This is a genomic window from Mucilaginibacter ginsenosidivorans (genome assembly GCF_007971025.1).
GTDB lineage: Bacteria > Bacteroidota > Bacteroidia > Sphingobacteriales > Sphingobacteriaceae > Mucilaginibacter > Mucilaginibacter ginsenosidivorans.
Genome location: NZ_CP042436.1, coordinates 334,358 through 360,347 on the forward strand (window position 1 = coordinate 334,358; position 25,990 = coordinate 360,347).

The following is a 25,990-nucleotide window of genomic DNA, read 5'->3' on the forward strand; positions in this document are numbered from 1 at the left end:
TAGCTCATGAATTCCTGCCTTTACAAAGCGCGCGTAATGCATAACCGTTTGGCACCCAAGCCGCACAGTTTTCATTACAATATCTTCATGTTTTATCTCGACCTGGACGAGATAGACAGCCTTCATAAAAAAATGAAGTTCATGAGCCGGAACCGGTTCAACCTGTTCAACTTTCGCGATAAGGACCATTTGCAACTGCCTAAAGAAGATCCCGACCTTTCGAAAGACGTTCGCCGGCATATTACGGATTACCTTGGCACCAATGGTGTTGATATCGGCAATGGCCGTATCATGATATTAACCAACCTGTGCACTTTAGGATACCAGTTCAACCCGGTATCATTCTATTTCTGCTACGACGAAAGCGGGCAGCCCGTTTGTTCGGTTGTGGAGATCTGTAATACTTTTTTGGAGATGAAGCCTTTCTTTTTGGGGGCGGATACCAAAACAGGCGACCATTACAAACTGAATACCACCAAATATTTTTATGTGTCGCCGTTCATCGAAATGGATACCAATTTTGATTTCGACCTGCAAATACCAGGTGAAAAGTTACAGATAAGGATAGATGATTTTGATAAAGAGGGCATAAGATTTTTTATCAGTACGCTTAGCGGCGAGCGCAAACCATTGACTGATTCAAACCTGCTGGCTTACTTTTTAAGCTTCCCGCTTATCACTTTGAAAGTAATAACGCTGATACACTGGCAGGCGTTAAAACTTTGGCTCAAAAAAATTCCCTATCATAAAAAAGACGCGAATAAGGACCTGCAAAGGGAGGTTTACCGGCCATATAATTGAATTTTTGTTATCTTAGTAAAAACCGGCATATCAAAAACCTACGTAAATACATATAAACCAAACAACAGTATTTAAAATGCCCAATACCCTTACCCTCACAAAAAGGTACAGTTTATACCAGGATATTATCCTCAAGATCATGTCGCGGATGGATAAGGGCCGCATGCACCTTACCTTGCCCGATGGCGGGCGGATAGAGTTAGGCAGCGGCGAAGGAAATGTATCGGCCAATGTGACTATCAATAGCCACGAATTCTTCCGGCAAGTGATCCTTTACGGCGACATCGGCTTTGGCGAGGCGTATGTGGACGGCCTTTGGGATACTGATAACATCACTAACGTAATCAAATGGTTTTTACTGAACGTGGAGAATAACCCGGTGGTTTCGGGTAACAAAACACAAGCAGTGATGCTCAACATTTTGAAATGGTTCAATAAGCTCTCTCATTTAAAAAGGGCCAATTCCATCAGCGGATCACAAAAGAATATTTCGGAGCATTATGATCTCAATAACGATTTTTTCGCAAGCTTCCTAGACCCGACCATGACCTATTCCAGCGCTTACTTTTCCAGGGATGGAATGAGTTTACAGGAAGCCCAACTGGCCAAATACGACCGCCTTTGCAGGCAGTTGCATCTGAAGCCTACCGACCATGTATTAGAAATTGGCAGCGGGTGGGGCGGCAACGCCATTTATATGGCCAGGAACTATGGCTGTAAAGTTACTTCGCTTACCATATCAGCGGAACAACTAAAACTCGCCCGGGAACGTGTGGAAGAAGCAGGGTTAAGCGATAAAGTAAGCATCCAGATGAAAGATTACCGGGTGATGGAAGGGCAATTCGATAAAATCGTATCCGTAGAAATGCTGGAGGCCGTCGGTCATAAATATTTGGATATCTATTTTAAAAAATGCCACGATCTGCTCAAAAAGAACGGCATACTGGCGCTACAGGTAATCACTTCGCCCGATTCGAGGTACGATAGCCTGCGTAAGGGTGTGGACTGGATACAGAAACACATTTTCCCGGGTTCGCTTTTGCCTTCGGTTGCCGCTATCAACGGCGCTATCAACCGCACCGGCGATCTGACGATGGTGGATCTGAAGGACCTTGGCCTGCATTACGCCCAAACCCTTAAATTGTGGTTCGACCAGTTCAACACTAACCTGCCAACTATTAAAACGCTGGGTTTTGATGATGCCTTCATCCGCAAATGGAACTATTATTTTTGTTATTGCGAAGCGGCTTTTGCGACACGTAACATTAATGTAATGCAATTGGTATATTCGAGACCGAATAACGTTACGCGATAAAACCTTATTAACTTTAGCTTTGAGAAAAGAACTTTAGTTGCTGCGCGACTCTTTGAACCTGCTGAAAAAGATCAGCGCAGCCAGGCAAAGCACGCAACCGCAAATACCGTTCAGCCTCAGGCCATGATCGTGACCTGGGTCTTTACCATAAACGGTAAGGAAAGCAAACAAGGCGATCCCCAGCGTCTGCCCCATTTTTACGAAAAAATATTTTACTGCGAAAAACATTCCCTCACGGTTCTCACCGGTCTCTTCGGCATCCTGCTGTGCTATTTCAGCTAAGATCGCGTTTGGCAAAATACCCAATGCAGCCAACGGGAAAGCGGTAAGCAGCGCTAAAGCATAGGCTTGCACATAGGGCGAGACGGGAAATTTCCCAAGAAAATAGATCATCACAAAAATCAGGCTCAACATGCCGAAAGCTATAAGTACCAGTGGTTTCTTACCGATCTTCCTTGAAAAATAATTAACGACCGGGTAGAATAGCAACGAAGACACAACCATAGCTCCCATCAGTTTTCCTCCTTCCGATTCGTCGATATTAAGCAGCACGGTTACAAAATATAACAAACCGCTGGAGACTATGCTAAGAGAGATATAAAATGTAAAATCAGAAATGAGATAATACTTAAAGTTTGAGTTGCCGAATGTTTTCCGGATCGCCTGCATAATTGGCAAGTGCGCCGGTTTGCCCGTTGTATATTTCTTTTCGTCGATAGCCAAAACCGGTACCAGCATGATCAGCCCCGCCACTATGCACAGCCCCCAGATAGTATACTGCACCGCCAAATCACGATCAGCCACATGGAAGAAACGCTGCACCAGGTCGGCATAGTTATTTACCAGTGCTGCGATGATAATACCCAAAACAAAACCGGCTTGTTGAAAAGACGAAAGCTTAACTTTTTCGGCTGCGCTATGAGTTAGTTCGGGTAATAAGGCGTTGTACGGAATTATATAAGTTGTCGCCCCCATAAAAAAAAGCACCATTGTAATCGCCAGCCAAATCGAGTTATTATCGCTCACCCCTTTTACCAAGGGGTAAAAAGTGAGGCAGCAAAATACTACGGCGGGCAAAATGGCCCATTGCATAAATGGTATACGCCGCCCACGACGATGTCGGCTTTTATCACTCATCGAGGCGATGAACGGATCGTATAAAGCATCAGCAAGTCTGCCTGATGCAGCTATGATGGACAAGATATTGATAACACCGAAAAGCAGCAGTTGAGGTACCAATTGCACCAATCCGGCATTGGATGGCGGCAGGTAAAAATAAGGCAGCATCACGATAATAATATTTGTCATAATGCTCCAGCCTATCATCCCGCAGGCGTAGGCGAGTTCTTTTCCTAAGGTCAGTTTTTCGGCAGGCATTTACCGCAAGATGCGAATAAAAGCCAAAAGCGGAAAGCTTAAAGCAGAAAGATAATTCAAAAAGTTTTCTGCTTTGGTCTGTTAGTCTTTAGCCTACAAACCCGAAAAATAATCATATCCCTGTTCGGCCCAGTAATCGCGTGGTCGGCTGTTACTAAAGGTCATAGTGCCGATGCGTTTCAGGTTTTTGATGCCATACTTAACCGGGATGATCAGCCTTAAAGGCTGCCCGTGATTCCCGCTTAACAGCACATCGTTCATTTGATAGGCCAGCAAGGTTTGCGGGTGCATGGCACTGGGCATATCTATACCCACATAATATTGTTTATCAGGTGTTTCCAGCCCCACATACTGCAATTTTGCCTCAGCATCCAGTTTGTAATGCGCTATAAAATCGCTGAATTTTACCCCGGCCCAATGTTGTATCTGGTCCCACCCTTCCACGCATTTAAAATCGTAGGTTATCTCGGTCTTCGGCAGCGCCATGATCTCATCCAGTGACACCTGGAGTGTTTCGCCGTTGATCTTCTTTACCTGCAGTTTCCAGTTTTCGGGCGGCAGCTTACCTTCCGATCCGATGTCGCTGTTATGCCTGATGATCCTGGCTGCCATCTCCTTCGGATAAGTTTTCACCAGGTGATTTTCGTTAAAGGTAAGCCTCCTGAAAAATATTTCGGTTTTGTTTAGTGCCCGGCGCAAAGGTTTGCGTGCACCGGCAGTTATCCCCGCGGTTTCTTCCGGCGATTTATACAACCACCTCCATGCCCCATAGGCCCCCGCGGCGTATACGCCAAACAAGCCAAAGGATATGAAGGTCCGTCGTTTTATTTTCTGTTCAACAGAAAGTTCTTTCTCAGGCTTTTTCATCGTCGCTGCTTGTTTCAATTGCCGGTTTGGGTTGCTCCTCTACAACCTCGAAACCTGATATTACCGCCCTAAAATTGTTCCACCCCGCCAGGATAACCTGGATGATATGGATAAGGAAGAAGAAAACGTAACCTATCGTCAGCACAAAATGCCATATCCTGGCCAGGTGATACCCGCCGCATATCCACGCCAGGTAATAAAACTGGACCGGTTTATAAATGGCAAGCCCGGTGATAACCGAACCAAAACCCATTATGATAATGGCTGTATAAGCTATCCGCTGCGCCGCGTTGTATTTGCCCTGCGGCGGGGCCGTCTTCCGTATATGTAAATCGTGCAAAAGCACCAGCCAAGCTTCCCTGAACGAATGTTTGTTGGGCAACAAATAGCGCCATTCGCCCGATATGATGCTGTATAACACATAAAAGAAACCATTCAGCACAAAGAACCACATGAACAGGAAGTGGAAGGCCATGCCCTCGGCCAGCCTCTGGGGTATATGCAAAGCGCTATAAAACCATTCGGGAAAAAAACGGACAAAAGTATGTCCGAAAATGGTGACGCTGTATACATCGTTGGCCCAGTAGATCAGCATCCCGCTCCATATCATAATGGTAAGCACCGGGAAGTTGATCCAGTGTGTCCACCGCATAATTAAGGGGTGCTTTTCCTTGATTACTTTCATTGGTCTGGTTTATGGCTAAAGGTAACTATTCTTTATTTTGCTTTAGTGCTCATTGCCGAAGAAAACCCGGATCTCGCTGCAGCAGTAATTTCTCCGTTCGAGGTATTCTGAACAAACGCGATCACCTCGTACCCGTCTGCATTAAAACCGGCGGGCAAAGCTATACTAACGTTGCCGCTGTTATGCCCTGCAAGGTTCACATTTTGCAGTTTACGTACTATCTGCACATGCGATAGCGTACGCCCGCCGTTCTCACCCCGTTCAACCCTGGTTGTCGCATTTTTTTCGATCAGCGCCACCACCAGGGCCGCATTCGCAGGCGTGCCCGAAGCCTGGTATTGCAGTTCGGCTTTACCGTCGTTTTCGCGCAAGCCATTTAAGCTCAGTTCTGTTTTTGATGATCTTTGCAAATCACTCCCTATTGCTTCATGCAAGGTGCCGTTTTCAGAGCCGACAAATTCTTTTCTGCCATTTACAACAGCCTGTGGTGTATACACCGATGACAAATTAAGCCAGCGTGCATACTGCTGCTGCCTTGCCGAATAAGCCGCATCGCTAAATACATCCTTCCAGCCCAGGCGGTTCCAGTAATCCACGTGATAGGCCAGGATATAAACAGGTTTACCCGCAGTTTCTTTTTGAACACGCGCCACCAGGGCATCAGCCGGAGGGCAGCTCGAGCAGCCTTCCGAGGTAAACAGTTCAACTACTGCAAAGCCTTTATCGGCTTCTGTCTTTACTTTCAGGGTGTCTTTGTCTTTGATAACAATAAATGCCTCGGTTATCATGGCAGCAAACCCGAGGCTGGCTGCGATAATAAATATTTTAAATGAACTCATCTTTTTCATTGTTGTAAATTTGTTGGTGTTATGCTGGTTTAGACGGCATGCGACCCTTATCCTTACAATAATTGTCAATAAATTTTTTGAGCCGGCTCTTACCTTCCGGCTTTTTTTAAAATAAGCTGTAAGGTTTTAGATAAATTTACGACTAATCGGGCAACTCACATTAAAGTTAATGATAATTGAAAATAATCAACCCGACCCGCATAAATGGGTGGAGGCTCATGCCGACTATCTGTATGCATACGCGCGGGCACGAATAAACGACGATGAACTGGCGCGCGACCTTGTGCAGGAAACTTTCCTCGCAGCGCTCGAAAAGGTTAAAAATTTTGAGGGGCGAAGTTCCGAACGTACCTGGTTAACCGCGATTTTACGAAATAAGGTGATCGATGTCTATCGGAAAAAATCATCAGGACTGGTCAATATCGATGTAAAGCAGGCAGAGGAGGAACAGGCCGATTTTTTTGACGAAAATACCGGGCACTGGACCGCCGAGCGGGCGCCGCAACCGTTTGGTATAGAAGACAGCGACCCGCTGACCGCGAAGGAATTTAACCGCATTTTGATGCTTTGTATGCAAAAGCTGCCGGCGCTTTGGCTATCGGTGTTCACCATGAAGCATATTGACGAGGAAAGCACGGATACCATTTGTTCTGAGCTTAAATTGACCTCCTCAAACTTTTGGGTCATTATTCACCGCGCCAAACTTAACCTGAGGGCCTGCCTTCAAAAAAACTGGATATGACGATGGAAGGATTAAAAAAGATAACACATAACTGTAAGCATGCCACTTTCCTGATAGAAAAGAAACTGGTTGGACGCCTTAGCTTCCGCGAAAGGATCTTCCTGAAAATACATCTGATAGGCTGCGATGTGTGCAAACTGTATCAAAAACAAACCAACAGGATAAATGAAATGATACGCGAGCTTTTCAAAACTCGTACAACTGAGCCTACCAGGCTGGATGAAAATTTCAAAAAAGAACTGCAGGACCGTATCGAAGAAGAATTAAATAAAAATTGAATATAACTCCTGAACAGCGCCGCCTGTCAGTTTGATCCAATGCAACCCGTTGCTACCTGTTAACGGCACTGAATTTAGCGACCATATACATGAAAAGGCCATTTGTACCTGTAACTATTACTGCTGTCATTTTATTAATTTCATTATCCGGTCAAAGTTCCGGGCAAGAAAAGCCGGGGCTCCGGTTTAGGGCCATCGCTTTTGACTATTTCGTAATTTTTGATCAAAACTCCATTATTCCGGAAACCGATAAAGCTTTCCCCGGCAAGGGCGCTGAATTTGCGCGGATGTGGCGCAGCAAACAGTTCGATTATTGCTTTTTGCAGTCGATAACCCACCAGCATACCGATTTTTTCAGGGTGACGGAGGATGCATTGATCTACACAGCAAAAGCGCTGAACCTTCCGCTGCCCGATGAAACGCGTAAACGGTTAATGAATGCTTATCTAATGCTAAAGCCGTGGCCCGATGCCGTAACCGCTCTACGCCGGCTGAAAGCGTCGGGTATCCGGATCATTACCATTTCGAATTTTACCCGTAACATGCTTAAGGCAAATGCAACCGCGGCGGGTATCGCCGACCTGTTTGATGATCTGATAAGCACCGAAGAAAATGACACCTATAAGCCCGAGCCGAAAGCTTATGAGTTGGGAATGAAAACAACAGGCCTTAAAAAGGAAGAGATCATCTTCGCCGCATTTGGCGGATGGGATGCCTACGGGGCAAAAAGCTTCGGCTATACCACCTATTGGGTAAACCGCTTTAATTTACCCGCAGAAGAACTGGGTGTAAAAGCCGATCAAACATCAACCGGTATGGACGGGTTGTTGACATTCGTATTCGGCAATCAATAGACTGCCACCGGAACATCATCCCGTCGCGATGTGAAACCGGCTATCATTTCAAGGCAAAAAAAATTAAAATTCTTTTGTAAGGTTTAAAAGTGATGCCCGACAAAGGGGTAAATCATTACTTAAAAACTAAAAAAACAACAGTATGAAATCGACTATTTCAAAAGTGGCAGTTGCCGCTATTATCGCATCATTTTTTGCCGTTAGCGTACAGGCAGGCCCAACTCACACTGCCGCTGCTGATACCGGCAAAATGAAAAAAATGGATAAGATGGGCAAAATGGACCATAAGATGGACAAAATGGAAAAAAAGAAAATGAGCAAGATGAAGAAGGATAAGATGGGCAAAGACACAACAAAAATGTGAGTTGTTTTTTGTTTTTTATGGGGAGAGGAGTGCTTAATCCTCTCCTTTTTTTAACTATCCACGACTAATTTTTATGAGGAAATATATACTGATTATACTTACGAGCTTATTTGCTTTACAGGTTTCGGCTCAAAACGGCCTTCAAAAAGGTGCGGACGCGCCAACGTTTAGCGCTAAAGACAACAACGGCAAAACTGTCGACCTGAAGGCTATTCTTAAGTCGCACAAAGCGGTTGTGCTGTTCTTTTACCGCGGCCAATGGTGCCCGTACTGCAATAAATACATTCAAAAGCTGCAGGATTCGCTGGAATATCTTACCGGTAAAGGCGCTTACGTTATTGGCGTAACACCCGAGACAAGCGAAAACATTAACAAAACCGTCGAAAAAACAAGTGCCTCTTTTTCTATTATACAGGATAAGGGATATAAAATAATGAAGGATTACGATGTGAACTATACCGTTGATGCCGATCTCTATTCAAAATTGAAAGGCTATGGTGCCGACCTGGAAAAGAACAACGGTAATACCGACCATATTCTTCCGGTACCGGCAACCTATGTAATTGGCAAAAACGGGAAATTGATCTTTGTTCACTTCGATAAAAATTATACCAAAAGAACGTCTGTAAGCGAGTTATTGACCGCCATCCAGGGTTCATAAGAAAATAGGGTTTATTTTGGTTTAGAATGAAAGTGTGGATATTTTTATGCCACACTTTTTTTATGCTTCTAATAAAATAAATGCTTGCCTTGTTCCGGTTAAATCCCTTCAATATACAATTCCTGGTTGGTGAAGCCGCCGAGTTCCTGCGGGTTATGGCTAACTATCATTACCGTTGTTCCCTGTTCATTCCAAATCGCCCGTAATTCTTTGATCAGGATCCTCCGCATTTCCGGGTCGAGTGCCGAGAATGGTTCGTCCATCAGTAACAGTTTGGGCTTGGTTGCGAGGGCCCGCAAAATAGCCAGCCTTTGCTGCTGTCCGCCCGAAAGGTACTCAGGCTTATGATCGGCAAAGGTTTCCAGCTTACCTATCCGCAGCAATCGTGCTATCCAGCTATCGTTCGGGCTTGCATACCGCAAATGTTCCAGCACGGTCATGTTGGGGAACAGGGCATAATTCTGGAACACAAAACCTACTTTCCGTTTTTTGGGTGACAGGTTTATCCGGGCATCTGTATCCACCCAAACGGCATCGCCGAACGTGATCTTCCCCTTTTCAGGCCCGATGAGCCCGGCGATCACCTTTAGAAACGTGGTTTTGCCCGCGCCCGACGGCCCGTAAATTTTGGTGATACTGCCCACCGGAAACTGCCGGGCAATTTTCAACACCTGCTGTCCTTTGTAAGCCTTCAGCTTTTTCTCTATGTCGACTGTGATCATTCCAGCGGGCTTTTGGCTTTATATTTATTGAAAACAAAAACGGCTATTACCATCACAAACGTAATGCTAAAAAGGATGAGCGAGTAAATATTTGCCGAATGATAATCCATGTTCTCCACCGAATCATAAACGGCTATAGATGCCACCCTGGTAACCCCCGGTATATTACCGCCTATCATCAGCACTACGCCAAATTCGCCCAGGGTATGGGCAAAGGTAAGGATGGCAGCCGTCCATACCGAAGCACGGATATTGGGCAACAGGATATTGACAAAAGTTTGCCAGTCGGTGTCTCCAAGTGTATATGACGCTTCGGAAAGTGATCCGGGCAGTTGTTGCAAAGCTGATTTGATGGGACCGATCATAAACGGCAGGCTGTAAATGGCAGAGGCCAGCACCAAACCCTGGAAGGAAAATACCAACTGCAGATCGAACGTGTTATGCAGCCACTTGCCAATGCCGTGCTGCGGGCTAAAGGCCAGCAGCAGGTAAAAACCCAGCACAGATGGCGGCAGCACCAGCGGCATGGTAATGATAGCCTCGATGATGATCTTGAATATCGAACGTCTTTTAGATAACCAGTAAGCTAAGGGCAACCCGATGATCAGCAACACCAAAGTGGTGATAGCAGCCAGTTTGAGCGTAAGCCATATCGGGGTTAGATCCATTTAAGTCAAAAATAAATTCAGGTGTTTATTTATACCCGTACTCCTTCAATATCTTTTTCGCTTCGGGGCTCATCATGTATTGATAAAACTTTTCTGCATTAGCAGCTTCTTTGGACGCTTTAATAAGGATCATTCCCTGTTTTATCGGCTCATAGAACCCGGGGTTAATGGCCTGCCAGTATAGTTTTTTCTTGCCTTCCAAATCCTTGATCAGCGCACGTGTGGTAAAACCAGCATCAACCACTCCGGTAGTAATATAGGTATTTACCTGCGCAATGCTTTCGCCCGAAACTATTTTTGACTGCACATCATCTAAAATTCCTTTCTTTTTCAAGGCTTCTTCCGCCGCTTTGCCGTAAGGCGCTATTTTGGGGTTTGCTATCGCGATCTTCTTTACACGGGGGCTCAACAGTTCGCGCTCCCAATTTTCAAAGCCTATATCCTGGGTGCTGCAAATGATAAGGCTGCCGTAGGCATATACCGCTGGTTCTTTTGCGGCAAAACCTTCGTTATATAGTGTTTCGGGGAAGGTCATATCGGCCGATAAAAATACATCGAAAGGCGCACCGTTTTTGATCTGTGCCGACAGGTTGCCCGATGAACCCACGATCGGCTGAATTTCAATGCCTGTTTTTGCCTTAAAATCCTTTTGCAATACTTTTATAACGCCTTGAAGGTTTGCTGCTACCGCTACTTTGATGGTTTGTGCAAGTGACGGGATGGACAGTAAGAAGCTTAATATAAGGGTTAGGGCTATGCCTTTTATTCGTTTGGCTGAAACTTTCTTTTTCATGATTATTGGTGTAGGGGCATTAATTCCGCTTAAAATTATACCATCGCGCCAGCAATCACAACTAATAATTTATTTTTAATACTGTATTTTATACACTAAGTGGATAATAATACTATCTTAGCTTTTGCAAATATCATTTTGCCCAAGGCAATTATAACCTAATAGTATTTATTATGAAGAAGAACATACTTGCAGTTGTGTTTTTTGCACTGCTGCTGCCTTTTTGCATAAAGGCGCAACCGGGCTTCATCACCGTTAAGGGTAAAGACGTCATCGGGCCCGATGGCAAGCCATTCATCATGCGGGGCACTAACCTGGGTAACTGGCTCATACCCGAAGGGTATATGTTCAAATTCGACAAAACAAATTCGCCCAGGCTTATCAACGAAGCGATAACCGAGCTGATAGGGCCTGGCGAAGCCAAAAAATTCTGGGAGAAATACCTGCACAACTATATTACCGAAGGTGATATTCATTACCTGAAAAGCATCGGCGTAAATTCCATCCGAATACCTTTTAATTACCGCCTTTTTACCAGTGAAGATTATCTTGGGGCCAACGACCCCAACAGGGGTTTTGAACTGATCGATCCTGTCATTAGCTGGTGTAAAAAAGAGGGTATTTACGTGATATTGGATATGCATGCGGCGCCCGGCGGACAGACCGGCGATAATATTGACGACGGATACGGCTATCCATTCCTGTTCAAAAGTGAAGCCAGCCAAAAGCAGTGTGCCGAAATTTGGGCCCGCATTGCCGGTCATTATAAAAATGAGCCTATCATAATTGGATACGACCTGCTGAATGAACCTATTGCCACTTATTTTGACGCCGGCGATTTTAATCCTTCGCTCGAACCCGTTTATAAATTGATAACAGCTGCTATCCGCACCGTGGATAAGAATCATATCGTGATACTGGGCGGCGCGCAATGGGACAGCAATTTTAAACCTTTTGGGCCACCGTTCGATGCAAAACTCATTTACCAGTTCCATAAATACTGGACCGACCCTACCAAAGCCGTCATACAGGATTATATCGACTTCAGGGATAAATACAATGTGCCCATTTACTGCGGCGAAACAGGCGAAAACAAGGACGAATGGGTAAAGCAGTTTAAAGATGTGCTGGAGCAAAACAACATTGGCTGGCACTATTGGCCATACAAAAAAATGGAGAACCTGAGCGGCTTCGTCACCTTTGACAAGCCAGCCAATTATGATAAGATCATTGAATACGCTGCAAAACAACGAAGCAGCTTTGAAGATATACGCAAAGTTGGCCCGGTAGACCGCGAACAGGTAAAAAAAGCGTTGTATGATTTTATAGAGAACAGCCGCTTTGAACACTGCCGCGTTAACAAAGGCTACGTTGGCGCGCTCGGCTTTAAGACCAATTGACTTGAATATTCGTAAATAACAGAACATTTCAACTTTATGAGAACATCCATACTCAAAAAAACTATCCTTCCGGCATTGGCCATCATCCCTGGCATTATCGGGCTGTATTCGTGCAGCAAATCAAAATCGGACCCGTCGAATAACGTCATTATAAAAACGGATACGACGGTAAAACCTGTGTATGCATTGGTGTGGTCGGATGAGTTCGACGAGGCGAATATCGATGATACCAAATGGGGTTTTGACCTCGGTAATCTCGGCGTGAATAACGAAAAAGAATTTTACCAGGCTAAAAATGCTTCGATAAGTAATGGCAACCTGGTTATTACCGCCAATAAGGAACTGGTTTCGGGCCAGCCCTACACCTCTGCGCGCATGAAAACCCAGGACAAGTTTTCCATGACCTACGGACGCATCGAAGCGCGTATAAAAATGCCAATGGGACAGGGTATGTGGCCGGCATTCTGGATGCTTGGTGCCAACATCAACACGGTTTCGTGGCCAACCTGTGGCGAACTGGACATTATGGAGCATATTAATGCCACCAACGTGATATACGGAACCATGCACTGGAACGGCGGCAGCGGCCACGTATCGTACGGCAGTACCACCATGACAACACCGGCCGATTACCATGTGTATGCCATTGAATGGGACGCCAAACAGATCCGCTGGTATGTTGACAATACGCTTTATCAAACCGGCAATATTTTGGGCAACATCAACAACACCGGCGCTTTCCATTTGCCTTTCTTCATCCTGTTGAACCTTGCGGTAGGCGGCGATTTCCCCGGAGCCGCGGTTGATGAAAGCATTTTACCGGCAAGTATGTATGTAGACTACGTACGGGTGTACAAGCAAACGAATTAATTTACTCCAAAAAATAAAATTGTCAGTTATACGGTTTTTATTTAGTTTCGAAATCACGAATCGCTAACTGTAAACCCTTTACTGATGAAACTGCGCGCCCTGCTATCGCTTTGTTTATTTTTTGCCTGCACAATTGCCCTTGCACAAAACACAAAGGTTTATCATGTAAAATCGCCTGACGGGAAAATTGACCTGATGGTCTCGGTCGGAAAAACCATCGAATGGTCGGTAAAGCACGAGGATACCGAAGTAATATTGCCTTCGGAGGTATCGCTTACCCTGGGCGACGGTATGGTTTTCGGCGATGATGTGAAAGTGAAGGATGCAAAGCCATCGTCCGGTAACCAGGTTATTAATACCCCCCTGTATAAAAAAGATAAAATTACTGACAACTATAACCAGCTGACGTTAACCTTCAGAAATGATTATGGGATGATCTTCAGGGCCTATGACGACGGCGCTGCCTATCGTTTCTTTACTTCAAAAGCTTACGAGATAACCATAGCGAACGAGGAGGCTAATTTTAATTTTAAAGATGATGACAAAGCCTACCTTCCTTTTGTGAACGATTATCGTCACCACGATAAATTCAACACTTCATTCGAGGCCCTGTATGATAGGCTGAACATTTCGGCGATAAAAAAAGATACGCTTGCATTTATGCCGGTACTGGTTGACCTGGGTAATGGTAAAAAAGCGGCGTTACTGGAGGGCGACCTGCAGGATTACCCGGGCATGTACCTGACGCCGGGCACTACCGGCCATAACCTGCATGGGGTATTTGCACCTTACCCGACAAAGGAAGAGTTGAGCAATATTAATTACGTAGTGGACGAGCGCGCCGATTATATCGCCAAAACAAAGGGTATCCACACCTTCCCGTGGCGGGTGGTGGTCATCAGTACGGAGGATAAACAATTAGCGAATAACGACATGATGCGCAGGCTGGCCGAACCTTCGAAAATTGCCGACCTGTCGTGGATAAAACCGGGCAAGGTTGCCTGGGACTGGTGGAACGACTGGAACATATCGCACGTTAATTTTAAGGCCGGTATTAATGTGCCTACTTACAAATATTACATTGATTTTGCGGCAGCAAATAAACTGGAATATATCATTATCGATGAAGGCTGGTCGGACGACCACGACCTGACCAAAACCAAGCTGGATATACAACAGATAGTGGATTATGGCAAACAAAAGGGCGTGGGCGTTATTTTATGGTCGACCTGGTATGCCATTACCCGCGACGCTGACGGCTTGTTTGCCAAATTTGCGCAAATGGGCGTAAAAGGGTTCAAGATAGATTTCATTGACCGCGATGACCAGAAAATGGTGAGTTCACTTTATGATCTTGCTGAAAAAGCTGCAAAAAATCATTTGCTGGTCGATTACCATGGCATGTACAAGCCATCGGGGCTGATGACCACCTGGCCCAACGTGATCAATTGCGAAGGTGTTAAAGGCATGGAGAACGAGAAATGGGGTGTTAAGGACCACCCGGGCTACGACGTAAGCATACCCTTTATACGCATGATGGCCGGGCCAATGGACTATACCCCCGGTGCAATGCGCAATGCTACCAAAGAATCTATCCGCCCCATAAACAGCAACCCGATGGCGCAGGGTACGCGCTGCCACCAGCTTGCCATGTATACCATATTTGAAGCGCCCCTGCAAATGCTGTCTGACAATCCTACGGCCTACATGAAGGAGCAGGAAAGCACCGATTTTATTGCAAAGGTCCCTACGGTGTTCGATGAGACCGTGGCGCTGGATGGCAAGGTTGGCGAATTCGTCAGCATCGCGCGGCGTAAGGGTACAACCTGGTATGCCGGCTCGATGAGCAACTGGACAGCACGGGAAACCAGCATCGATCTTTCCTTTTTAGGCGATGGCACTTATAAGGCGACCATATTTGAAGATGGCATCAATGCCGACCGCGATGCGACGGATTATGTGAAGAAGGAAATTACAGTAACTTCAAAAGATAAGCTGAAAGTTCAGTTAGCCTCGGGCGGTGGCTGGGCAGCGAGGTTTGAAAAACAGTAGGGCTGGCTTTTAATGAATATCGAACACCGAATTTCGAATAATGAAGTTTTGATCATACATCATGCTGAGCTTCAAAAATTCAATTTTGAATTCACCTTATAGACAGGGGGCTTAGAATTTCAAGTTCGCCTTTAGCCATTGCTGCACCTCTTCCTGGGTATTTACATCGGCGGGCATTTTGTCGTGGATCAATTTTTCCATTTTATTGCCCGTGTTTGAAAAGCGGTAATCCCAAAGCGCCATTAGCCTGTTGATGAGATATACAACTTCATTCCCTTCCGCCTTATCAAAAAGGGTATTGTCGGGCTTGCCGTTCGTGCGCGGGTCGTTGGGCACATAGGTACTCCATTTATAGTCGCTGTAGAATAGGTTACGTCTTGAAAAGAGTATCATAGGCTGCGGATTTTTCTAAAGGTAGTTATAATATATGGGTTGGCAGTTTTTAGTTGACCCGACATGACCGCTACTGCAAACCGGTAATTGCAAAATGGTCTAAAAACAGCAAAGCCCCTGATGGGCAGGGGTCTTTACTAACCAATTATAAACCTAAATTATGAGAAGGGCTGTAGGAGAAGGAGTCGAACCTTCACGAAGTGCTTATTCTCATTGCTGAGAGTTTCGCAAACTCTTCGCCACCGCGACAAGGAGGTGTGTCTGCCATAAATTTCACCATCCTACAGTATATTAAGTCTAAAGTTCTGAGTCTTGAGTCTGAAGTCAATTTTTGACTTTCGACTTCGGGCTTAAGACTTAGGGCTCAAACTTAGCTGTTGGGGAAGGGGTCGAACCTTCAAGGAGTGGTTGGTCAGCCGAAACTGATTTCCCATGCTCTCCGCCACCGGGACAAGGAGGTGTGTCTGCCATAAATTTCACCACCCAACATTGTTTTTATAAATAAAAGAACAGCAAGCATTATCCATTTGCTTATTACAAATCTAACAGGACTATCAATTTCTTGCAAATATTTCAATAATATATTTGCATTTTTAATTTTATTTTAATTAAACTTGTATTTGAATACCGAAATTCAAATTTATGTCCCACAGAAAAGCTCAAAATTTAGAAATTGATAATCTCGACATCCAGATTTTGTCGATTTTAATGAAAAATGCGACCACTCCGTACACCGAAATTGCCAAGGAATTGATAGTTTCTGGCGGAACGATACACGTTCGCATGAAAAAATTAGAAGAAATGGGTGTCATCAAAGGTGCGAGCCTGGAGGTGGATCCACAGAAGCTGGGATACGATATTACCGCGTTTTTGGGCATTTATTTAGAAAAAGGATCGCAGTACCACGAGGCTGTGAAACAGCTTAAAGCAGTCAAGGAAATTGTCGAACTTCATTACACAACCGGCAGCTACAGCATTTTCGCAAAAATAGTATGTCATGACACTAACCACCTGCGCGAAGTGCTGAACGAGCATATCCAGAGCGTGAAGGGCATCCAGCGTACCGAAACCTTTATATCACTGGAGGAAAGCATTCGCAGGCAGATAACTTTGGAATAATTTTCCTTGTAACCCTTACCAACTGTCATTTCGACGAGGCACGAGGAGAAATCTTATACAAGCGACTGAAAACCATTGCAAATTGTTTAAGATTTCTCTCTTCGTTCGAAATGACATGATGTTTATTTAATTCTACTTGAATTTCCCCTTCAGGGCAGCCAGCTTTAAAGCCATATCCGTCTCCGGTTGTTCCTGCTGTCTTTTAGGCTGATTATGAACAGGTTTATACTGCGGCCTTTGTTGTGGTTGCTGACGTGGTTCATTAGCTTTCATGGATAAGGATATCCGTTTTCGATTAACATCCACTTCGGTTACAGTCACTTCAACGTTTTGATGAACTTTGAGAACCTCGTTCGGGTCCTTAATAAAACGGTTAGTGATCTGGCTCAAGTGCACCAGCCCATCCTGGTGAACGCCAATATCCACAAAAGCGCCAAAATTGGTGATATTGGTTACGATCCCCGGCAGTTTCATGCCAATCTTCAGGTCACCTATCTCGTTAACCCCTTCCGTAAAACTGAATGCCTCAAACTGTTCGCGCGGGTCGCGACCGGGTTTGGCCAGTTCGGCCATAATATCATTCAGTGTAGGTAAACCCACAGTTTCGCTTACATATTTTTGCAGCGGGATGCTTTTACGAAGCTGGCTATCGCTCATCAGGTCCTTTACCGAACATTTGATATCTTTCGCCATTTGCTCCACCAAAGCATATCGCTCAGGGTGAACCGCACTTGCATCCAACGGGTTTTCGGCCCCGTTGATGCGGAGGAAACCTGCCGCCTGCTCAAAAGCTTTATCGCCTAAACGTGCGACTTTCTTTAGTTGATCGCGGCGTTTAAAGGCGCCATTGGCGTTCCGGTGGTCGACAATATTTTGCGCTAATTGCGGCCCCAGGCCCGAAACGTAGGCCAGTATCTGTTTCGATGCCGTGTTCAGCTCCACTCCCACCGCATTTACGCAGCTGATAACAGTATCATCCAGTGAGGTTTGCAGTTTGTTCTGGTCCACATCGTGCTGGTATTGTCCCACGCCAATGGATTTCGGGTCGATCTTTACCAGTTCAGCCAGGGGGTCCATTAACCGGCGGCCGATAGAGACTGCGCCGCGTACGGTCACATCCTTGTCGGGGAACTCCTCCCTTGCCGCTTCTGATGCTGAATAAATGGACGCCCCGCTTTCGTTCACCATTACGATAGTCGCGCCTGGCAAATTCAAATGGCGCACAAAAAGTTCGGTTTCCCTTCCGGCCGTGCCATTGCCAATGGCGATGGCTTCTATGTTATATTTTTCGAAAATATGCCGGGTTGTTTTCTCAGCCTCCTTTGCATTGCCGGCGCCGGTGTGCGGGAATATGGCTGTGTACTCCAGCAGTTTACCCTGCTCATCAAGGCATACCACTTTGCAGCCGGTACGGAAACCCGGGTCAATGGCCATGATCCTTTTCTGCCCCAGTGGCGCCGACATCAGCAACTGCCGCGCATTCTCTGCGAACACCCGTATCGCCTCTTCATCTGCGCTTTTCTTGGTGAACAAGCGTATCTCCGTTTCCATCGATGGTTTAAGCAGGCGTTTATAACCGTCGGTTATCGCCAGCTTTACCTGCTGCGAGGCCGCATTATAAGCCGTGACAAATTGCTGCTCCAGCAGGCTGATGGCATCATCCTCTGGCGGCTGGATATCCAGCCAGAGTATCTCTTCCTTTTCGCCCCGGCGCATAGCCAGCACCCGGTGCGAAGGGGCCGTTTTCACCGGCTCCGACCAGTCGAAATAGTCTTTATATTTTATCCCGGCTTCTTCCTTGCCTGTTATCACTTTTGATTGAAAAGTGCCTTTCGTTAAAAATAGCTGCCGCATTTTGGCGCGGGTTTCGGCATGTTCGCTTATGTATTCGGCAATAATATCCCGCGCACCAGCTAAAGCTTCCTCCGCCGATGCAACGCCTTTTTCCTCATCAATAAATTTAGCCGCCTCTTCTTCCGGGTCTATCCTGGTTTGCGCTAATATCAGATCGGCCAAAGGCTGCAAACCTTTTTCCCGGGCGGCAATTGCGCGTGTTTTTCGCTTGGGTCGATAGGGAAGATAAATATCTTCTAAAGCCACCATTGTTTCCGCCTCATTCACCAGCTTTTCGAGCTCGGGCGTTAGTTTACCCATTTCGGTCAGCGATTTCAGGATTGCATCGCGGCGTTTATCCAGTTCACGCAACTGCAGCACCCGGTCGCGGATGGCAGCCACCCGAACTTCATCCAAACTGCCGGTCATTTCCTTTCGGTAGCGGGAAATAAAAGGGACGGTTGCACCTTCGTCCAGCAACGCAGCCGTGGTGCTTACCTGCTTTTCGGTGATGGAGAGCTCAGTGGCTATTTTTTTATAATGACTGGTCATAAAATTCAAATAAGGATTGCGAAGTTGGTATTCTTTGGCGGAAATAGGAAATGGTGTTTAAAAGTAATTTTTGGCAATAAGTCGTCCAGATGGTAAAATTCTGTCACCTTATTCTCATTTAAAAACGGGCTGTTGCCGCTGCCCGCTGCACCATTTTGTTTTTACAAGCTTATTGTGCAAATTTGCACTGCTTATAGAGAAAGACGGAGGGATTAGACCCTGCGATGTCTTAGCAACCTGTGCTTACAAGGTGCTACGTTCTACTTGCCCGCCTCAAAAATGGGTAAGACAGATAAGCGAAGGTCAACATTATACCCGGCCTTTCGTTATAAGCTTGGTTATAGGATTACACCGATTTTTGTTTGATTGCACCGATTATCAGTGGAATCAGAGCGTAATCGGCGGAATCACAAAAAACTATATCGGTGGAATCACAAAATGGATATTAGAAAAGAGCTACAAAAACGCATACTGGTTATTGACGGCGCAATGGGTACCATGATACAGCGGTACCAATTGACCGAGGAGGATTTTCGTGGCGAGCGTTTTAAAAACCACCCTTCTGACCTTAAAGGCAATAATGACCTGCTCAACATCACACGCCCGGATGTGATCAAAGCGATCCATAAAGAATATTTGGACGCCGGTGCGGATATTATCGAAACCAATACCTTCAGCACGCAACGGATATCGCTTGCCGATTATCACATGGAGGACCTGGCTTACGAGCTAAGTTATGAAGGTGCAAAGCTTGCCCGCGAAGCTGTTGATGAATATAACACCGAACACCCGGGCAAGCCCCGCTTTGTTGCGGGGGCAGTAGGCCCCACTAACAGGACGGCTTCCATGTCGCCCGATGTGAACGACCCCGGGTATCGCGCCGTTACATTTGACGACCTGGCCGAAGCTTATTATGAGCAGGTACGTGGCTTGGTCGACGGCGGTTCGGACATCTTACTGATCGAAACTATTTTTGATACACTCAATGCAAAAGCAGCCCTATTCGCTATAAAACGTTACGAAAACGAATGTATGGCAGCCGGCAAAGATCACCCGGCTTTCAGGAATACAGGCGGCATCATGATATCGGGTACCATTACGGATGCTTCCGGCCGTACGCTCTCGGGGCAAACGGTTGAGGCATTCTGGAATTCGGTTCGCCATGGCAATTTATTATCTGTCGGGCTCAACTGCGCTTTAGGCGCCAAAGAAATGCGCCCGCACCTGGAAGAGTTGTCGGCAAAAGCTGACGTTTTTATCTCCGCCTATCCCAATGCCGGTTTACCCAATGAGTTTGGCGGTTACGATGAAATGCCGCATGAGACCGCGCACTTTATCGAGGATTTTATCGGATCGGGCATGGTTAATATCGTTGGCGGATGCTGCGGCACCACTCCCGATCACATCCGTCACATTGCCGAAAAAGCTGCAAAGGGCGCGCCCCGCGAGGTACCCCAAACCGAGCCTTATTTAAGGCTCAGCGGTTTGGAATCTGTTATCCTGACACCCGAAACCAATTTCGCCAACATAGGCGAGCGTACCAATATTACCGGTTCGCCTAAATTCTCGAAGCTTATACTGGCCGAAGATTATGAAGGCGCGCTAACCGTTGCCCGCCAGCAGGTAGAGGGCGGCGCCCAGGTCATCGATGTGAACATGGACGAGGGGATGATCGATTCGGAAGCGGCGATGGTGAAGTTTTTGAACCTGATCGCGTCCGAACCTGATATCGCCAAATTGCCCATCATGGTCGATTCATCCAAATGGACCGTTATCGAAGCCGGGTTGAAATGTTTGCAGGGCAAAGGCATAGTAAACTCGATATCGCTGAAAGAGGGGGAAGAAAAATTTAAGGACCAGGCCCGTAAAATATTAAGCTACGGCGCGGCCGTGGTGGTGATGGCTTTTGACGAACAAGGCCAGGCCGATTCATTGGCCCGCCGTATCGAGATCTGCAAGCGCAGCTATGATATACTGGTGAACGAGCTTAATTTTCCACCGCAGGACATTATTTTCGACCCGAACATATTGACGGTTGCTACCGGCTTAGAGGAGCACAACAACTATGCAGTTGACTTTATTGAGGCTACCCGCTGGATAAAACAAAACCTGCCGCTGGCCAAAGTAAGCGGGGGAGTAAGTAATATTTCGTTCTCGTTCCGCGGTAACAATACTGTGCGCGAGGCTATGCACTCGGCGTTTCTTTACCATGCTATCAAAGCTGGCCTGGATATGGGCATTGTGAACGCAGGTATGCTGGAAGTTTACGAAGAGATACCGAAAGACCTGCTTGAAAAGGTAGAAGATGTGCTGCTTAACCGCCGCCCTGATGCTACCGAGCGATTGGTAGAGTTTGCAGATACCATCAAATCAAAAGGCAAAGAGATCGTTCGCGATGAAGAATGGCGCAAGGGAACGGTTGAAGAACGCTTGTCACATGCTTTAGTAAAAGGCATTATTGAATATTTGGATGACGACGTGGAAGAGGCACGTTTAAAATTTGCCAAGCCATTGGAAGTAATTGAAGGTCCGCTGATGGATGGCATGAACGTGGTAGGCGACCTGTTTGGTTCGGGTAAGATGTTTTTACCGCAGGTGGTAAAATCGGCCCGGGTAATGAAAAAGGCGGTTGCTTATTTACTGCCTTTTATTGAACTGGAAAAGCAGCGTGTGATAGATGCCGGCGAGGACAGTAGCGGCAGCCGTGCCAATGCAGGCAAGGTATTAATGGCCACCGTTAAAGGCGATGTGCACGATATCGGCAAAAATATAGTGGGTGTGGTACTGGCCTGTAATAATTTCGAGGTGATAGACCTTGGGGTAATGGTTCCTGCACAGCGGATCATTGAAGAGGCAAGGAAACACCAGGTGGATATTATAGGATTAAGCGGACTGATCACGCCATCGTTAGATGAAATGGTTCACTTTGCCAAAGAAATGGACCGCGAAGGCTTTAATATTCCGCTGATTATTGGCGGGGCGACAACCTCGCGGATACATGCGGCCGTAAAGGTTGCACCCAACTACCAGCATGGCGTGGTACACGTGCTTGACGCTTCGCGAAGTGTTACGGTTTGCAGTAATTTGATGAACCGCGACACCCGTGACAGTTACATCCAAAGCATAAAAGATGAGTATGAAAAGGCCCGCGAGGCACATTTGAACAAACGTTCGGATAAGCGCTTTGTGAGCATTGATGATGCCCGGAAATCAAAAATGGAGATCAACCTGAATGGGGCGATGCCGGCAAGGCCAACGTTCACGGGCACAAAAGTAATAGAGGCCTATCCGTTGGAGGAACTGGTGCCTTATATCGATTGGACGCCGTTTTTCCATACCTGGGAACTGCGTGGCAGTTATCCTAAAATATTTGATGATAAGTTTGTCGGCACAGAGGCCAAAAAGCTATTCGATGACGCCCAGGCATTATTGAAAAAGATCGTCAGCGAAAAACTGCTGCAGGCAAACGGCGTTATCGGTTTCTGGCCTGCCGCAAGCGTTGGCGACGATATTGAATTATATACCGACGAAAGCCGCAAGCAACTGCTTACACGCATTCATACCTTGCGCCAACAGGCCGAAAAGGTAAAGGGCGAACCCTATTATGCTTTGGCCGATTTTATCGCATCAAAAGAAAGCGGAATACCTGATTACTTTGGAGGCTTTGCCGTAACAGCAGGCATAGGCTGCGACGAACTGGTGGCGCAGTTTGAAAAGGATCATGACGATTATAACAGCATCATGGCTAAAGCATTAGCCGACCGTTTGGCCGAGGCCTTTGCCGAAAAAATGCACGAGCTGGTGCGTCGCGAATATTGGGGTTATGCAAAAGACGAGGTTTTGAGCAACGAGGACTTGATAAAAGAACAATACCAGGGCATACGTCCGGCACCAGGTTATCCAGCCTGCCCGGATCATACTGAAAAGACAACACTGTTCGATTTGCTGAAGGCTGAAGATAACGCACACATGCACCTGACCGAAAGCCTGGCCATGACACCGGCGGCATCCGTAAGCGGGTTCTATTTTGCGCATCCGCAGGCACGGTATTTTGGCTTAGGAAAAATAAGCAAGGATCAAATTGAAGACTACGCCAAGCGGAAGAATATGTCCGTGGAAACAGTGGAACGCTGGCTGGGGCCGAATATAAATTATTAGTAGCAGTAGCAGTGTAAAGTAGCAGTTAGTACCTTTGAAAAATGACAGGAAGTTTTAGGGAACTTAAAGTTTATCAGTTGGCTTTTCAAGGAGCCCGCGACGTGCGAATACTTACATTTAAGTTTCCCAAAGAGGAAACATATTCGTTGGTCGACCAAATCAGAAGGTCTTCAAGATCTGTGTGTATCAATATTGGTGAAGGCTACCGTAAAAGAATTTATCCCAAACATTTTGCTTCAAAAATGACAGATGCAGATGGGGAAGCTACCGAAACATCTATCTGGCTCGATTTCGCATTGGATTGTGAGTATATCAACCAAAACGAGCATGCCACACTACAAGCAAAATATAATGAAATAGGTCGTATGCTAAATTCAATGGCCTTAAATCCTGAAAAATTCACACCTAAAAATCAAACTGCTACTGCTACTACCACTGCTACTAAAAAATGAAAATAACCGAGCATATTAACGCTGCCAAAGGCAAAACACTTTTCTCGTTCGAGCTGCTGCCGCCGATAAAAGGCAACAGTATCCAAAGCATCTATAATGCTATAGACCCGCTGATGGAGTTTAACCCGCCGTTTATTGATGTTACCTATCATCGCGAGGATTATATATATAAGCAGCATGAGAATGGTTTGTTAGAGAAAGTATCTTACCGTAAACGCCCGGGCACGGTAGCCATCTGCGCGGCCATTATGAACAAGTACAAGGTTGACGCTGTGCCGCATCTTATTTGCGGTGGCTTCACGAGGGAGGAGACCGAGAACGCGCTGATAGACCTGCAGTTTTTGGGTATAGATAATGTACTGGTTTTGCGAGGCGACGCCCGTATGGCCGATTCGGGTTTTATCCCGACTCCGGGCGGTCATTCATACGCTACCGACCTGCTGCAGCAAGTTGTGAACATGAACAGCGGTAAATATCTTTATGAGGATCATGAAGTGGTCAATGCCGATTTCTGCATTGGTGTGGCAGGTTATCCTGAAAAGCATTTCGAGGCCCCGAATCTTAAAACCGACTTTCGCTATTTAAAACAAAAAATAGACATGGGCGCCAATTTTATTGTTACCCAAATGTTTTTTGATAACAACAAATACAAGGAATTCGTGACACTCTGCCGCGAGAGCGGTATCAATGTGCCTATCATACCGGGCCTGAAGCCGATCACCTCGTCAAAGCAACTGATCAGCCTGCCAAAAATATTTCACATCGATATACCGGAGGATCTGAGCGACCTTATTCACAACTGCAAATCGGAAAAAGAAGTAAGGGAAGCGGGCATCGAGTGGATGATCGATCAATGTAAAGAGTTGGTTGAATTTGGCGCCCCGGTGCTCCATTTCTATACGATGAGTAACCCCGGCCCGACAAGAAAAATTGCAGAAGCGATATTTTAAAACGTTTATTTTATTCGGGCAAAATAGCTTTTCTTCTCCTCGTGTTTTTTAATCTTTCGGTTATGCGCACGGTCGGTATATTGTCGCCAAGTAATTTCCCCCAGGGTTTAAGCTCGTCTATACGATCAAATATAATCTTCAAAACAGCCACAAAAGGTATCGATAAAAACATGCCTGGTATACCCCACAACTGGTTTCCAAGTAACACCACAATTATTGACATCAGAGCGTTGATCTGCACCTTTGATGAGACAATACGCGGAACCAATATGTTATTATCGATAAACTGAATGACAATATAAGCAACTATTACACCGACCTGTGTGGAGAAACCATCTTTGGTAACCGTAGCCATTAATACAGGCAGTGCAATAGCAATTATCCCGCCCAGGTAAGGTATCAGATTTAATAACGCACCTATACAACCTATCAGTACGCCGTATTTTACACCCAATAAGATCAATGCACTCGAATTGAGTATAGCTACTATCGTGGTTTCAATAAGTAATCCCATTATATAACTTTGAATAGCGCCCTTGGTCTCTTTTAATACTTCGCTTACTTTTTTTGAGTTCTCTTCGGCAAATACTTCATATATAAAATTCAGGATCAATGTTTTATATAAAAGCATAAAGAATATATATACCGGCAGCAAAAAAATAATACTTAGGGTGCCCAATAATCCGTTAAGCGTTTTCCCTACCATGCCCTGACTATTACGCAAGGCTTCTTTGATCATTTGGTCCTGTTTTGCGATAGTGATATTAAAATTAGCGAATACCCACTCTTTCAGATTAAGCGTAATTGATGCAAATTTTTTTTCCAAAGCAGGCAATGCGTCTCCAAATTGAATAATTTGCGTGGATAAAAAATAAAATACCCCAGTTACAACGGCAACGGCGATAAGCATTGATAACAAAATAGACCATCCTTTCGGTATCTTATGTTTTTCGAACCAATTGCAAAGCGGATTCAACAGGATAGATAAAAAAGCAGCAAACGCCAGCGGAATCAGTATATCAGCAAGTTGGGCCATTACATAAACCAACAGGATTAGCCCAAAGAGCACGGCAGTACTTTGAATATAAAAGGGCTGGTCCTTAATTTTTATTCCCATTGGCAGAGGTTTATAAGGTAATGTATTATTAAGGAATTTGTTTGCTCGGCCATGTTTTACATCAGCATAACATTACCAAATATTAGGTTTAGGTCACAATGTAATTGAACGTACTTCGT

The 25,990-nt window shown here is 45.7% G+C and carries 24 protein-coding genes and 1 riboswitch; of the genes, 14 read left to right on the forward strand and 10 right to left on the reverse strand.

The features are described 5' to 3' along the window. Nucleotides 1–6: 6 nt before the first annotated feature. On the forward strand, nucleotides 7–801 hold the full coding sequence (locus FRZ54_RS01525; protein WP_147029893.1) for a DUF1365 domain-containing protein: 795 nt from the start codon (nucleotides 7–9) through the stop codon (nucleotides 799–801). Nucleotides 802–877: 76 nt separating this feature from the next. Continuing rightward, on the forward strand, nucleotides 878–2,116 hold the full coding sequence (locus FRZ54_RS01530) for an SAM-dependent methyltransferase (RefSeq protein ID WP_147029894.1): 1,239 nt from the start codon (nucleotides 878–880) through the stop codon (nucleotides 2,114–2,116). Nucleotides 2,117–2,149: 33 nt separating this feature from the next. Here the strand turns inward: FRZ54_RS01530 and FRZ54_RS01535 are convergent, their stop codons facing one another. The 4 genes from FRZ54_RS01535 to FRZ54_RS01550 all read right to left on the reverse strand — a co-directional run bounded on the left by FRZ54_RS01535 (nucleotide 2,150) and on the right by FRZ54_RS01550 (nucleotide 5,893). Then, nucleotides 2,150–3,493 carry an MFS transporter gene (locus FRZ54_RS01535; RefSeq protein ID WP_147029895.1) on the reverse strand — a complete coding sequence of 448 codons (1,344 nt, stop codon included), beginning with the start codon at nucleotides 3,491–3,493 and terminating at the stop codon, nucleotides 2,150–2,152. 93 nt (nucleotides 3,494–3,586) lie between these two features. Beyond that, nucleotides 3,587–4,360, reverse strand: coding sequence for a molybdopterin-dependent oxidoreductase (locus FRZ54_RS01540; RefSeq protein ID WP_147029896.1), 774 nt, complete (start codon nucleotides 4,358–4,360; stop codon nucleotides 3,587–3,589). After that, complete coding sequence (locus FRZ54_RS01545) at nucleotides 4,347–5,045, reverse strand: cytochrome b/b6 domain-containing protein (RefSeq protein WP_147029897.1); 699 nt, start codon at nucleotides 5,043–5,045, stop codon at nucleotides 4,347–4,349. Before FRZ54_RS01545 ends, FRZ54_RS01540 begins: the two co-directional genes overlap by 14 nt. Nucleotides 5,046–5,077: 32 nt before the next feature. After that, nucleotides 5,078–5,893 (reverse strand): DUF1223 domain-containing protein, encoded by an 816-nt coding sequence (locus FRZ54_RS01550; RefSeq protein ID WP_228462601.1) that lies wholly within the window; start codon nucleotides 5,891–5,893, stop codon nucleotides 5,078–5,080. A gap of 169 nt (nucleotides 5,894–6,062) precedes the next feature. Here FRZ54_RS01550 and FRZ54_RS01555 point away from each other — a divergent pair, with 169 nt between their 5' ends. The 5 genes from FRZ54_RS01555 (at nucleotide 6,063) to FRZ54_RS01575 (ending at nucleotide 8,792) form a co-directional block, all read left to right on the forward strand. Beyond that, on the forward strand, nucleotides 6,063–6,635 hold the full coding sequence (locus FRZ54_RS01555; protein WP_147029898.1) for a sigma-70 family RNA polymerase sigma factor: 573 nt from the start codon (nucleotides 6,063–6,065) through the stop codon (nucleotides 6,633–6,635). Nucleotides 6,636–6,637: 2 nt separating this feature from the next. Further along, complete coding sequence (locus tag FRZ54_RS01560) at nucleotides 6,638–6,913, forward strand: hypothetical protein (RefSeq protein ID WP_147034391.1); 276 nt, start codon at nucleotides 6,638–6,640, stop codon at nucleotides 6,911–6,913. A gap of 89 nt (nucleotides 6,914–7,002) precedes the next feature. Further along, nucleotides 7,003–7,767: a haloacid dehalogenase type II gene (locus FRZ54_RS01565; protein WP_147029899.1), complete on the forward strand. Its 765-nt coding sequence runs from the start codon at nucleotides 7,003–7,005 to the stop codon at nucleotides 7,765–7,767. 142 nt (nucleotides 7,768–7,909) lie between these two features. Further along, nucleotides 7,910–8,131, forward strand: coding sequence for a hypothetical protein (locus FRZ54_RS01570; RefSeq protein WP_147029900.1), 222 nt, complete (start codon nucleotides 7,910–7,912; stop codon nucleotides 8,129–8,131). A 73-nt stretch (nucleotides 8,132–8,204) separates the two neighbouring features. Then, nucleotides 8,205–8,792: a peroxiredoxin-like family protein gene (locus FRZ54_RS01575; RefSeq protein ID WP_147029901.1), complete on the forward strand. Its 588-nt coding sequence runs from the start codon at nucleotides 8,205–8,207 to the stop codon at nucleotides 8,790–8,792. A gap of 98 nt (nucleotides 8,793–8,890) precedes the next feature. Here FRZ54_RS01575 and FRZ54_RS01580 read toward each other — a convergent pair whose 3' ends face one another. From FRZ54_RS01580 to modA, 3 genes are read right to left on the reverse strand one after another with little or no spacing between them, the layout of a single operon-like run. After that, complete coding sequence (locus FRZ54_RS01580) at nucleotides 8,891–9,514, reverse strand: ATP-binding cassette domain-containing protein (RefSeq protein ID WP_147029902.1); 624 nt, start codon at nucleotides 9,512–9,514, stop codon at nucleotides 8,891–8,893. Further along, nucleotides 9,511–10,182, reverse strand: a complete 672-nt coding sequence (gene modB, locus FRZ54_RS01585; protein ID WP_147029903.1) for a molybdate ABC transporter permease subunit — start codon at nucleotides 10,180–10,182, stop codon at nucleotides 9,511–9,513. Before modB ends, FRZ54_RS01580 begins: the two co-directional genes overlap by 4 nt. A gap of 25 nt (nucleotides 10,183–10,207) precedes the next feature. After that, on the reverse strand, nucleotides 10,208–10,975 hold the full coding sequence (gene modA / locus FRZ54_RS01590) for a molybdate ABC transporter substrate-binding protein (protein ID WP_147029904.1): 768 nt from the start codon (nucleotides 10,973–10,975) through the stop codon (nucleotides 10,208–10,210). Nucleotides 10,976–11,148: 173 nt separating this feature from the next. On the opposite strand from modA, the gene FRZ54_RS01595 reads away from it, so the two are divergent. The 3 genes from FRZ54_RS01595 (at nucleotide 11,149) to FRZ54_RS01605 (ending at nucleotide 15,297) form a co-directional block, all read left to right on the forward strand. After that, nucleotides 11,149–12,375 carry a glycoside hydrolase family 5 protein gene (locus tag FRZ54_RS01595; RefSeq protein WP_147029905.1) on the forward strand — a complete coding sequence of 409 codons (1,227 nt, stop codon included), beginning with the start codon at nucleotides 11,149–11,151 and terminating at the stop codon, nucleotides 12,373–12,375. Between the two features lie 36 nt (nucleotides 12,376–12,411). Beyond that, on the forward strand, nucleotides 12,412–13,245 hold the full coding sequence (locus FRZ54_RS01600) for a glycoside hydrolase family 16 protein (protein WP_147029906.1): 834 nt from the start codon (nucleotides 12,412–12,414) through the stop codon (nucleotides 13,243–13,245). A gap of 84 nt (nucleotides 13,246–13,329) precedes the next feature. Then, nucleotides 13,330–15,297 carry a glycoside hydrolase family 97 protein gene (locus FRZ54_RS01605; RefSeq protein WP_147029907.1) on the forward strand — a complete coding sequence of 656 codons (1,968 nt, stop codon included), beginning with the start codon at nucleotides 13,330–13,332 and terminating at the stop codon, nucleotides 15,295–15,297. Nucleotides 15,298–15,408: 111 nt separating this feature from the next. On the opposite strand, the gene FRZ54_RS01610 is transcribed toward FRZ54_RS01605, so the two are convergent. Beyond that, nucleotides 15,409–15,690 carry a hypothetical protein gene (locus tag FRZ54_RS01610; protein WP_147029908.1) on the reverse strand — a complete coding sequence of 94 codons (282 nt, stop codon included), beginning with the start codon at nucleotides 15,688–15,690 and terminating at the stop codon, nucleotides 15,409–15,411. Nucleotides 15,691–16,332: 642 nt separating this feature from the next. Between FRZ54_RS01610 and FRZ54_RS01615 the strand changes: the two genes are divergently transcribed. Beyond that, nucleotides 16,333–16,809 (forward strand): Lrp/AsnC ligand binding domain-containing protein, encoded by a 477-nt coding sequence (locus FRZ54_RS01615; RefSeq protein WP_147029909.1) that lies wholly within the window; start codon nucleotides 16,333–16,335, stop codon nucleotides 16,807–16,809. A 132-nt stretch (nucleotides 16,810–16,941) separates the two neighbouring features. Here FRZ54_RS01615 and FRZ54_RS01620 read toward each other — a convergent pair whose 3' ends face one another. Further along, entirely contained in the window at nucleotides 16,942–19,194 is a 2,253-nt protein-coding gene (locus FRZ54_RS01620; RefSeq protein WP_147029910.1) for a Tex family protein, read from the reverse strand. A 188-nt stretch (nucleotides 19,195–19,382) separates the two neighbouring features. Next, a riboswitch (SAM riboswitch) is annotated at nucleotides 19,383–19,493 on the forward strand. 139 nt (nucleotides 19,494–19,632) lie between these two features. On the opposite strand from FRZ54_RS01620, the gene metH reads away from it, so the two are divergent. From metH to metF, 3 genes are read left to right on the forward strand one after another with little or no spacing between them, the layout of a single operon-like run. Further along, entirely contained in the window at nucleotides 19,633–23,352 is a 3,720-nt protein-coding gene (gene metH, locus FRZ54_RS01625) for a methionine synthase (protein ID WP_147029911.1), read from the forward strand. Between the two features lie 41 nt (nucleotides 23,353–23,393). Continuing rightward, on the forward strand, nucleotides 23,394–23,804 hold the full coding sequence (locus FRZ54_RS01630; RefSeq protein ID WP_147029912.1) for a four helix bundle protein: 411 nt from the start codon (nucleotides 23,394–23,396) through the stop codon (nucleotides 23,802–23,804). Next, nucleotides 23,801–24,754, forward strand: coding sequence for a methylenetetrahydrofolate reductase [NAD(P)H] (gene metF / locus FRZ54_RS01635; protein ID WP_147029913.1), 954 nt, complete (start codon nucleotides 23,801–23,803; stop codon nucleotides 24,752–24,754). Before FRZ54_RS01630 ends, metF begins: the two co-directional genes overlap by 4 nt. Nucleotides 24,755–24,764: 10 nt before the next feature. Here the strand turns inward: metF and FRZ54_RS01640 are convergent, their stop codons facing one another. Further along, nucleotides 24,765–25,871, reverse strand: a complete 1,107-nt coding sequence (locus FRZ54_RS01640) for an AI-2E family transporter (RefSeq protein ID WP_228462602.1) — start codon at nucleotides 25,869–25,871, stop codon at nucleotides 24,765–24,767. Between the last annotated feature and the right edge of the window lie 119 nt (nucleotides 25,872–25,990).

Excerpts from the sequence above, each read along its gene's own strand:
- FRZ54_RS01525 (WP_147029893.1), top strand. The coding sequence starts at position 7 with ATGAATTCCTGCCTTTACAAAGCGCGCGTAATGCATAACCGTTTGGCA.
- FRZ54_RS01530 (WP_147029894.1), top strand. The coding sequence starts at position 878 with ATGCCCAATACCCTTACCCTCACAAAAAGGTACAGTTTATACCAGGAT.
- FRZ54_RS01535 (WP_147029895.1), bottom strand. The coding sequence starts at position 3,493 with ATGCCTGCCGAAAAACTGACCTTAGGAAAAGAACTCGCCTACGCCTGC.
- FRZ54_RS01540 (WP_147029896.1), bottom strand. The coding sequence starts at position 4,360 with ATGAAAAAGCCTGAGAAAGAACTTTCTGTTGAACAGAAAATAAAACGA.
- FRZ54_RS01545 (WP_147029897.1), bottom strand. The coding sequence starts at position 5,045 with ATGAAAGTAATCAAGGAAAAGCACCCCTTAATTATGCGGTGGACACAC.
- FRZ54_RS01550 (WP_228462601.1), bottom strand. The coding sequence starts at position 5,893 with ATGAAAAAGATGAGTTCATTTAAAATATTTATTATCGCAGCCAGCCTC.
- FRZ54_RS01555 (WP_147029898.1), top strand. The coding sequence starts at position 6,063 with ATGATAATTGAAAATAATCAACCCGACCCGCATAAATGGGTGGAGGCT.
- FRZ54_RS01560 (WP_147034391.1), top strand. The coding sequence starts at position 6,638 with ATGGAAGGATTAAAAAAGATAACACATAACTGTAAGCATGCCACTTTC.
- FRZ54_RS01565 (WP_147029899.1), top strand. The coding sequence starts at position 7,003 with ATGAAAAGGCCATTTGTACCTGTAACTATTACTGCTGTCATTTTATTA.
- FRZ54_RS01570 (WP_147029900.1), top strand. The coding sequence starts at position 7,910 with ATGAAATCGACTATTTCAAAAGTGGCAGTTGCCGCTATTATCGCATCA.
- FRZ54_RS01575 (WP_147029901.1), top strand. The coding sequence starts at position 8,205 with ATGAGGAAATATATACTGATTATACTTACGAGCTTATTTGCTTTACAG.
- FRZ54_RS01580 (WP_147029902.1), bottom strand. The coding sequence starts at position 9,514 with ATGATCACAGTCGACATAGAGAAAAAGCTGAAGGCTTACAAAGGACAG.
- modB (WP_147029903.1), bottom strand. The coding sequence starts at position 10,182 with ATGGATCTAACCCCGATATGGCTTACGCTCAAACTGGCTGCTATCACC.
- modA (WP_147029904.1), bottom strand. The coding sequence starts at position 10,975 with ATGAAAAAGAAAGTTTCAGCCAAACGAATAAAAGGCATAGCCCTAACC.
- FRZ54_RS01595 (WP_147029905.1), top strand. The coding sequence starts at position 11,149 with ATGAAGAAGAACATACTTGCAGTTGTGTTTTTTGCACTGCTGCTGCCT.
- FRZ54_RS01600 (WP_147029906.1), top strand. The coding sequence starts at position 12,412 with ATGAGAACATCCATACTCAAAAAAACTATCCTTCCGGCATTGGCCATC.
- FRZ54_RS01605 (WP_147029907.1), top strand. The coding sequence starts at position 13,330 with ATGAAACTGCGCGCCCTGCTATCGCTTTGTTTATTTTTTGCCTGCACA.
- FRZ54_RS01610 (WP_147029908.1), bottom strand. The coding sequence starts at position 15,690 with ATGATACTCTTTTCAAGACGTAACCTATTCTACAGCGACTATAAATGG.
- FRZ54_RS01615 (WP_147029909.1), top strand. The coding sequence starts at position 16,333 with ATGTCCCACAGAAAAGCTCAAAATTTAGAAATTGATAATCTCGACATC.
- FRZ54_RS01620 (WP_147029910.1), bottom strand. The coding sequence starts at position 19,194 with ATGACCAGTCATTATAAAAAAATAGCCACTGAGCTCTCCATCACCGAA.
- metH (WP_147029911.1), top strand. The coding sequence starts at position 19,633 with ATGGATATTAGAAAAGAGCTACAAAAACGCATACTGGTTATTGACGGC.
- FRZ54_RS01630 (WP_147029912.1), top strand. The coding sequence starts at position 23,394 with ATGACAGGAAGTTTTAGGGAACTTAAAGTTTATCAGTTGGCTTTTCAA.
- metF (WP_147029913.1), top strand. The coding sequence starts at position 23,801 with ATGAAAATAACCGAGCATATTAACGCTGCCAAAGGCAAAACACTTTTC.
- FRZ54_RS01640 (WP_228462602.1), bottom strand. The coding sequence starts at position 25,871 with ATGGGAATAAAAATTAAGGACCAGCCCTTTTATATTCAAAGTACTGCC.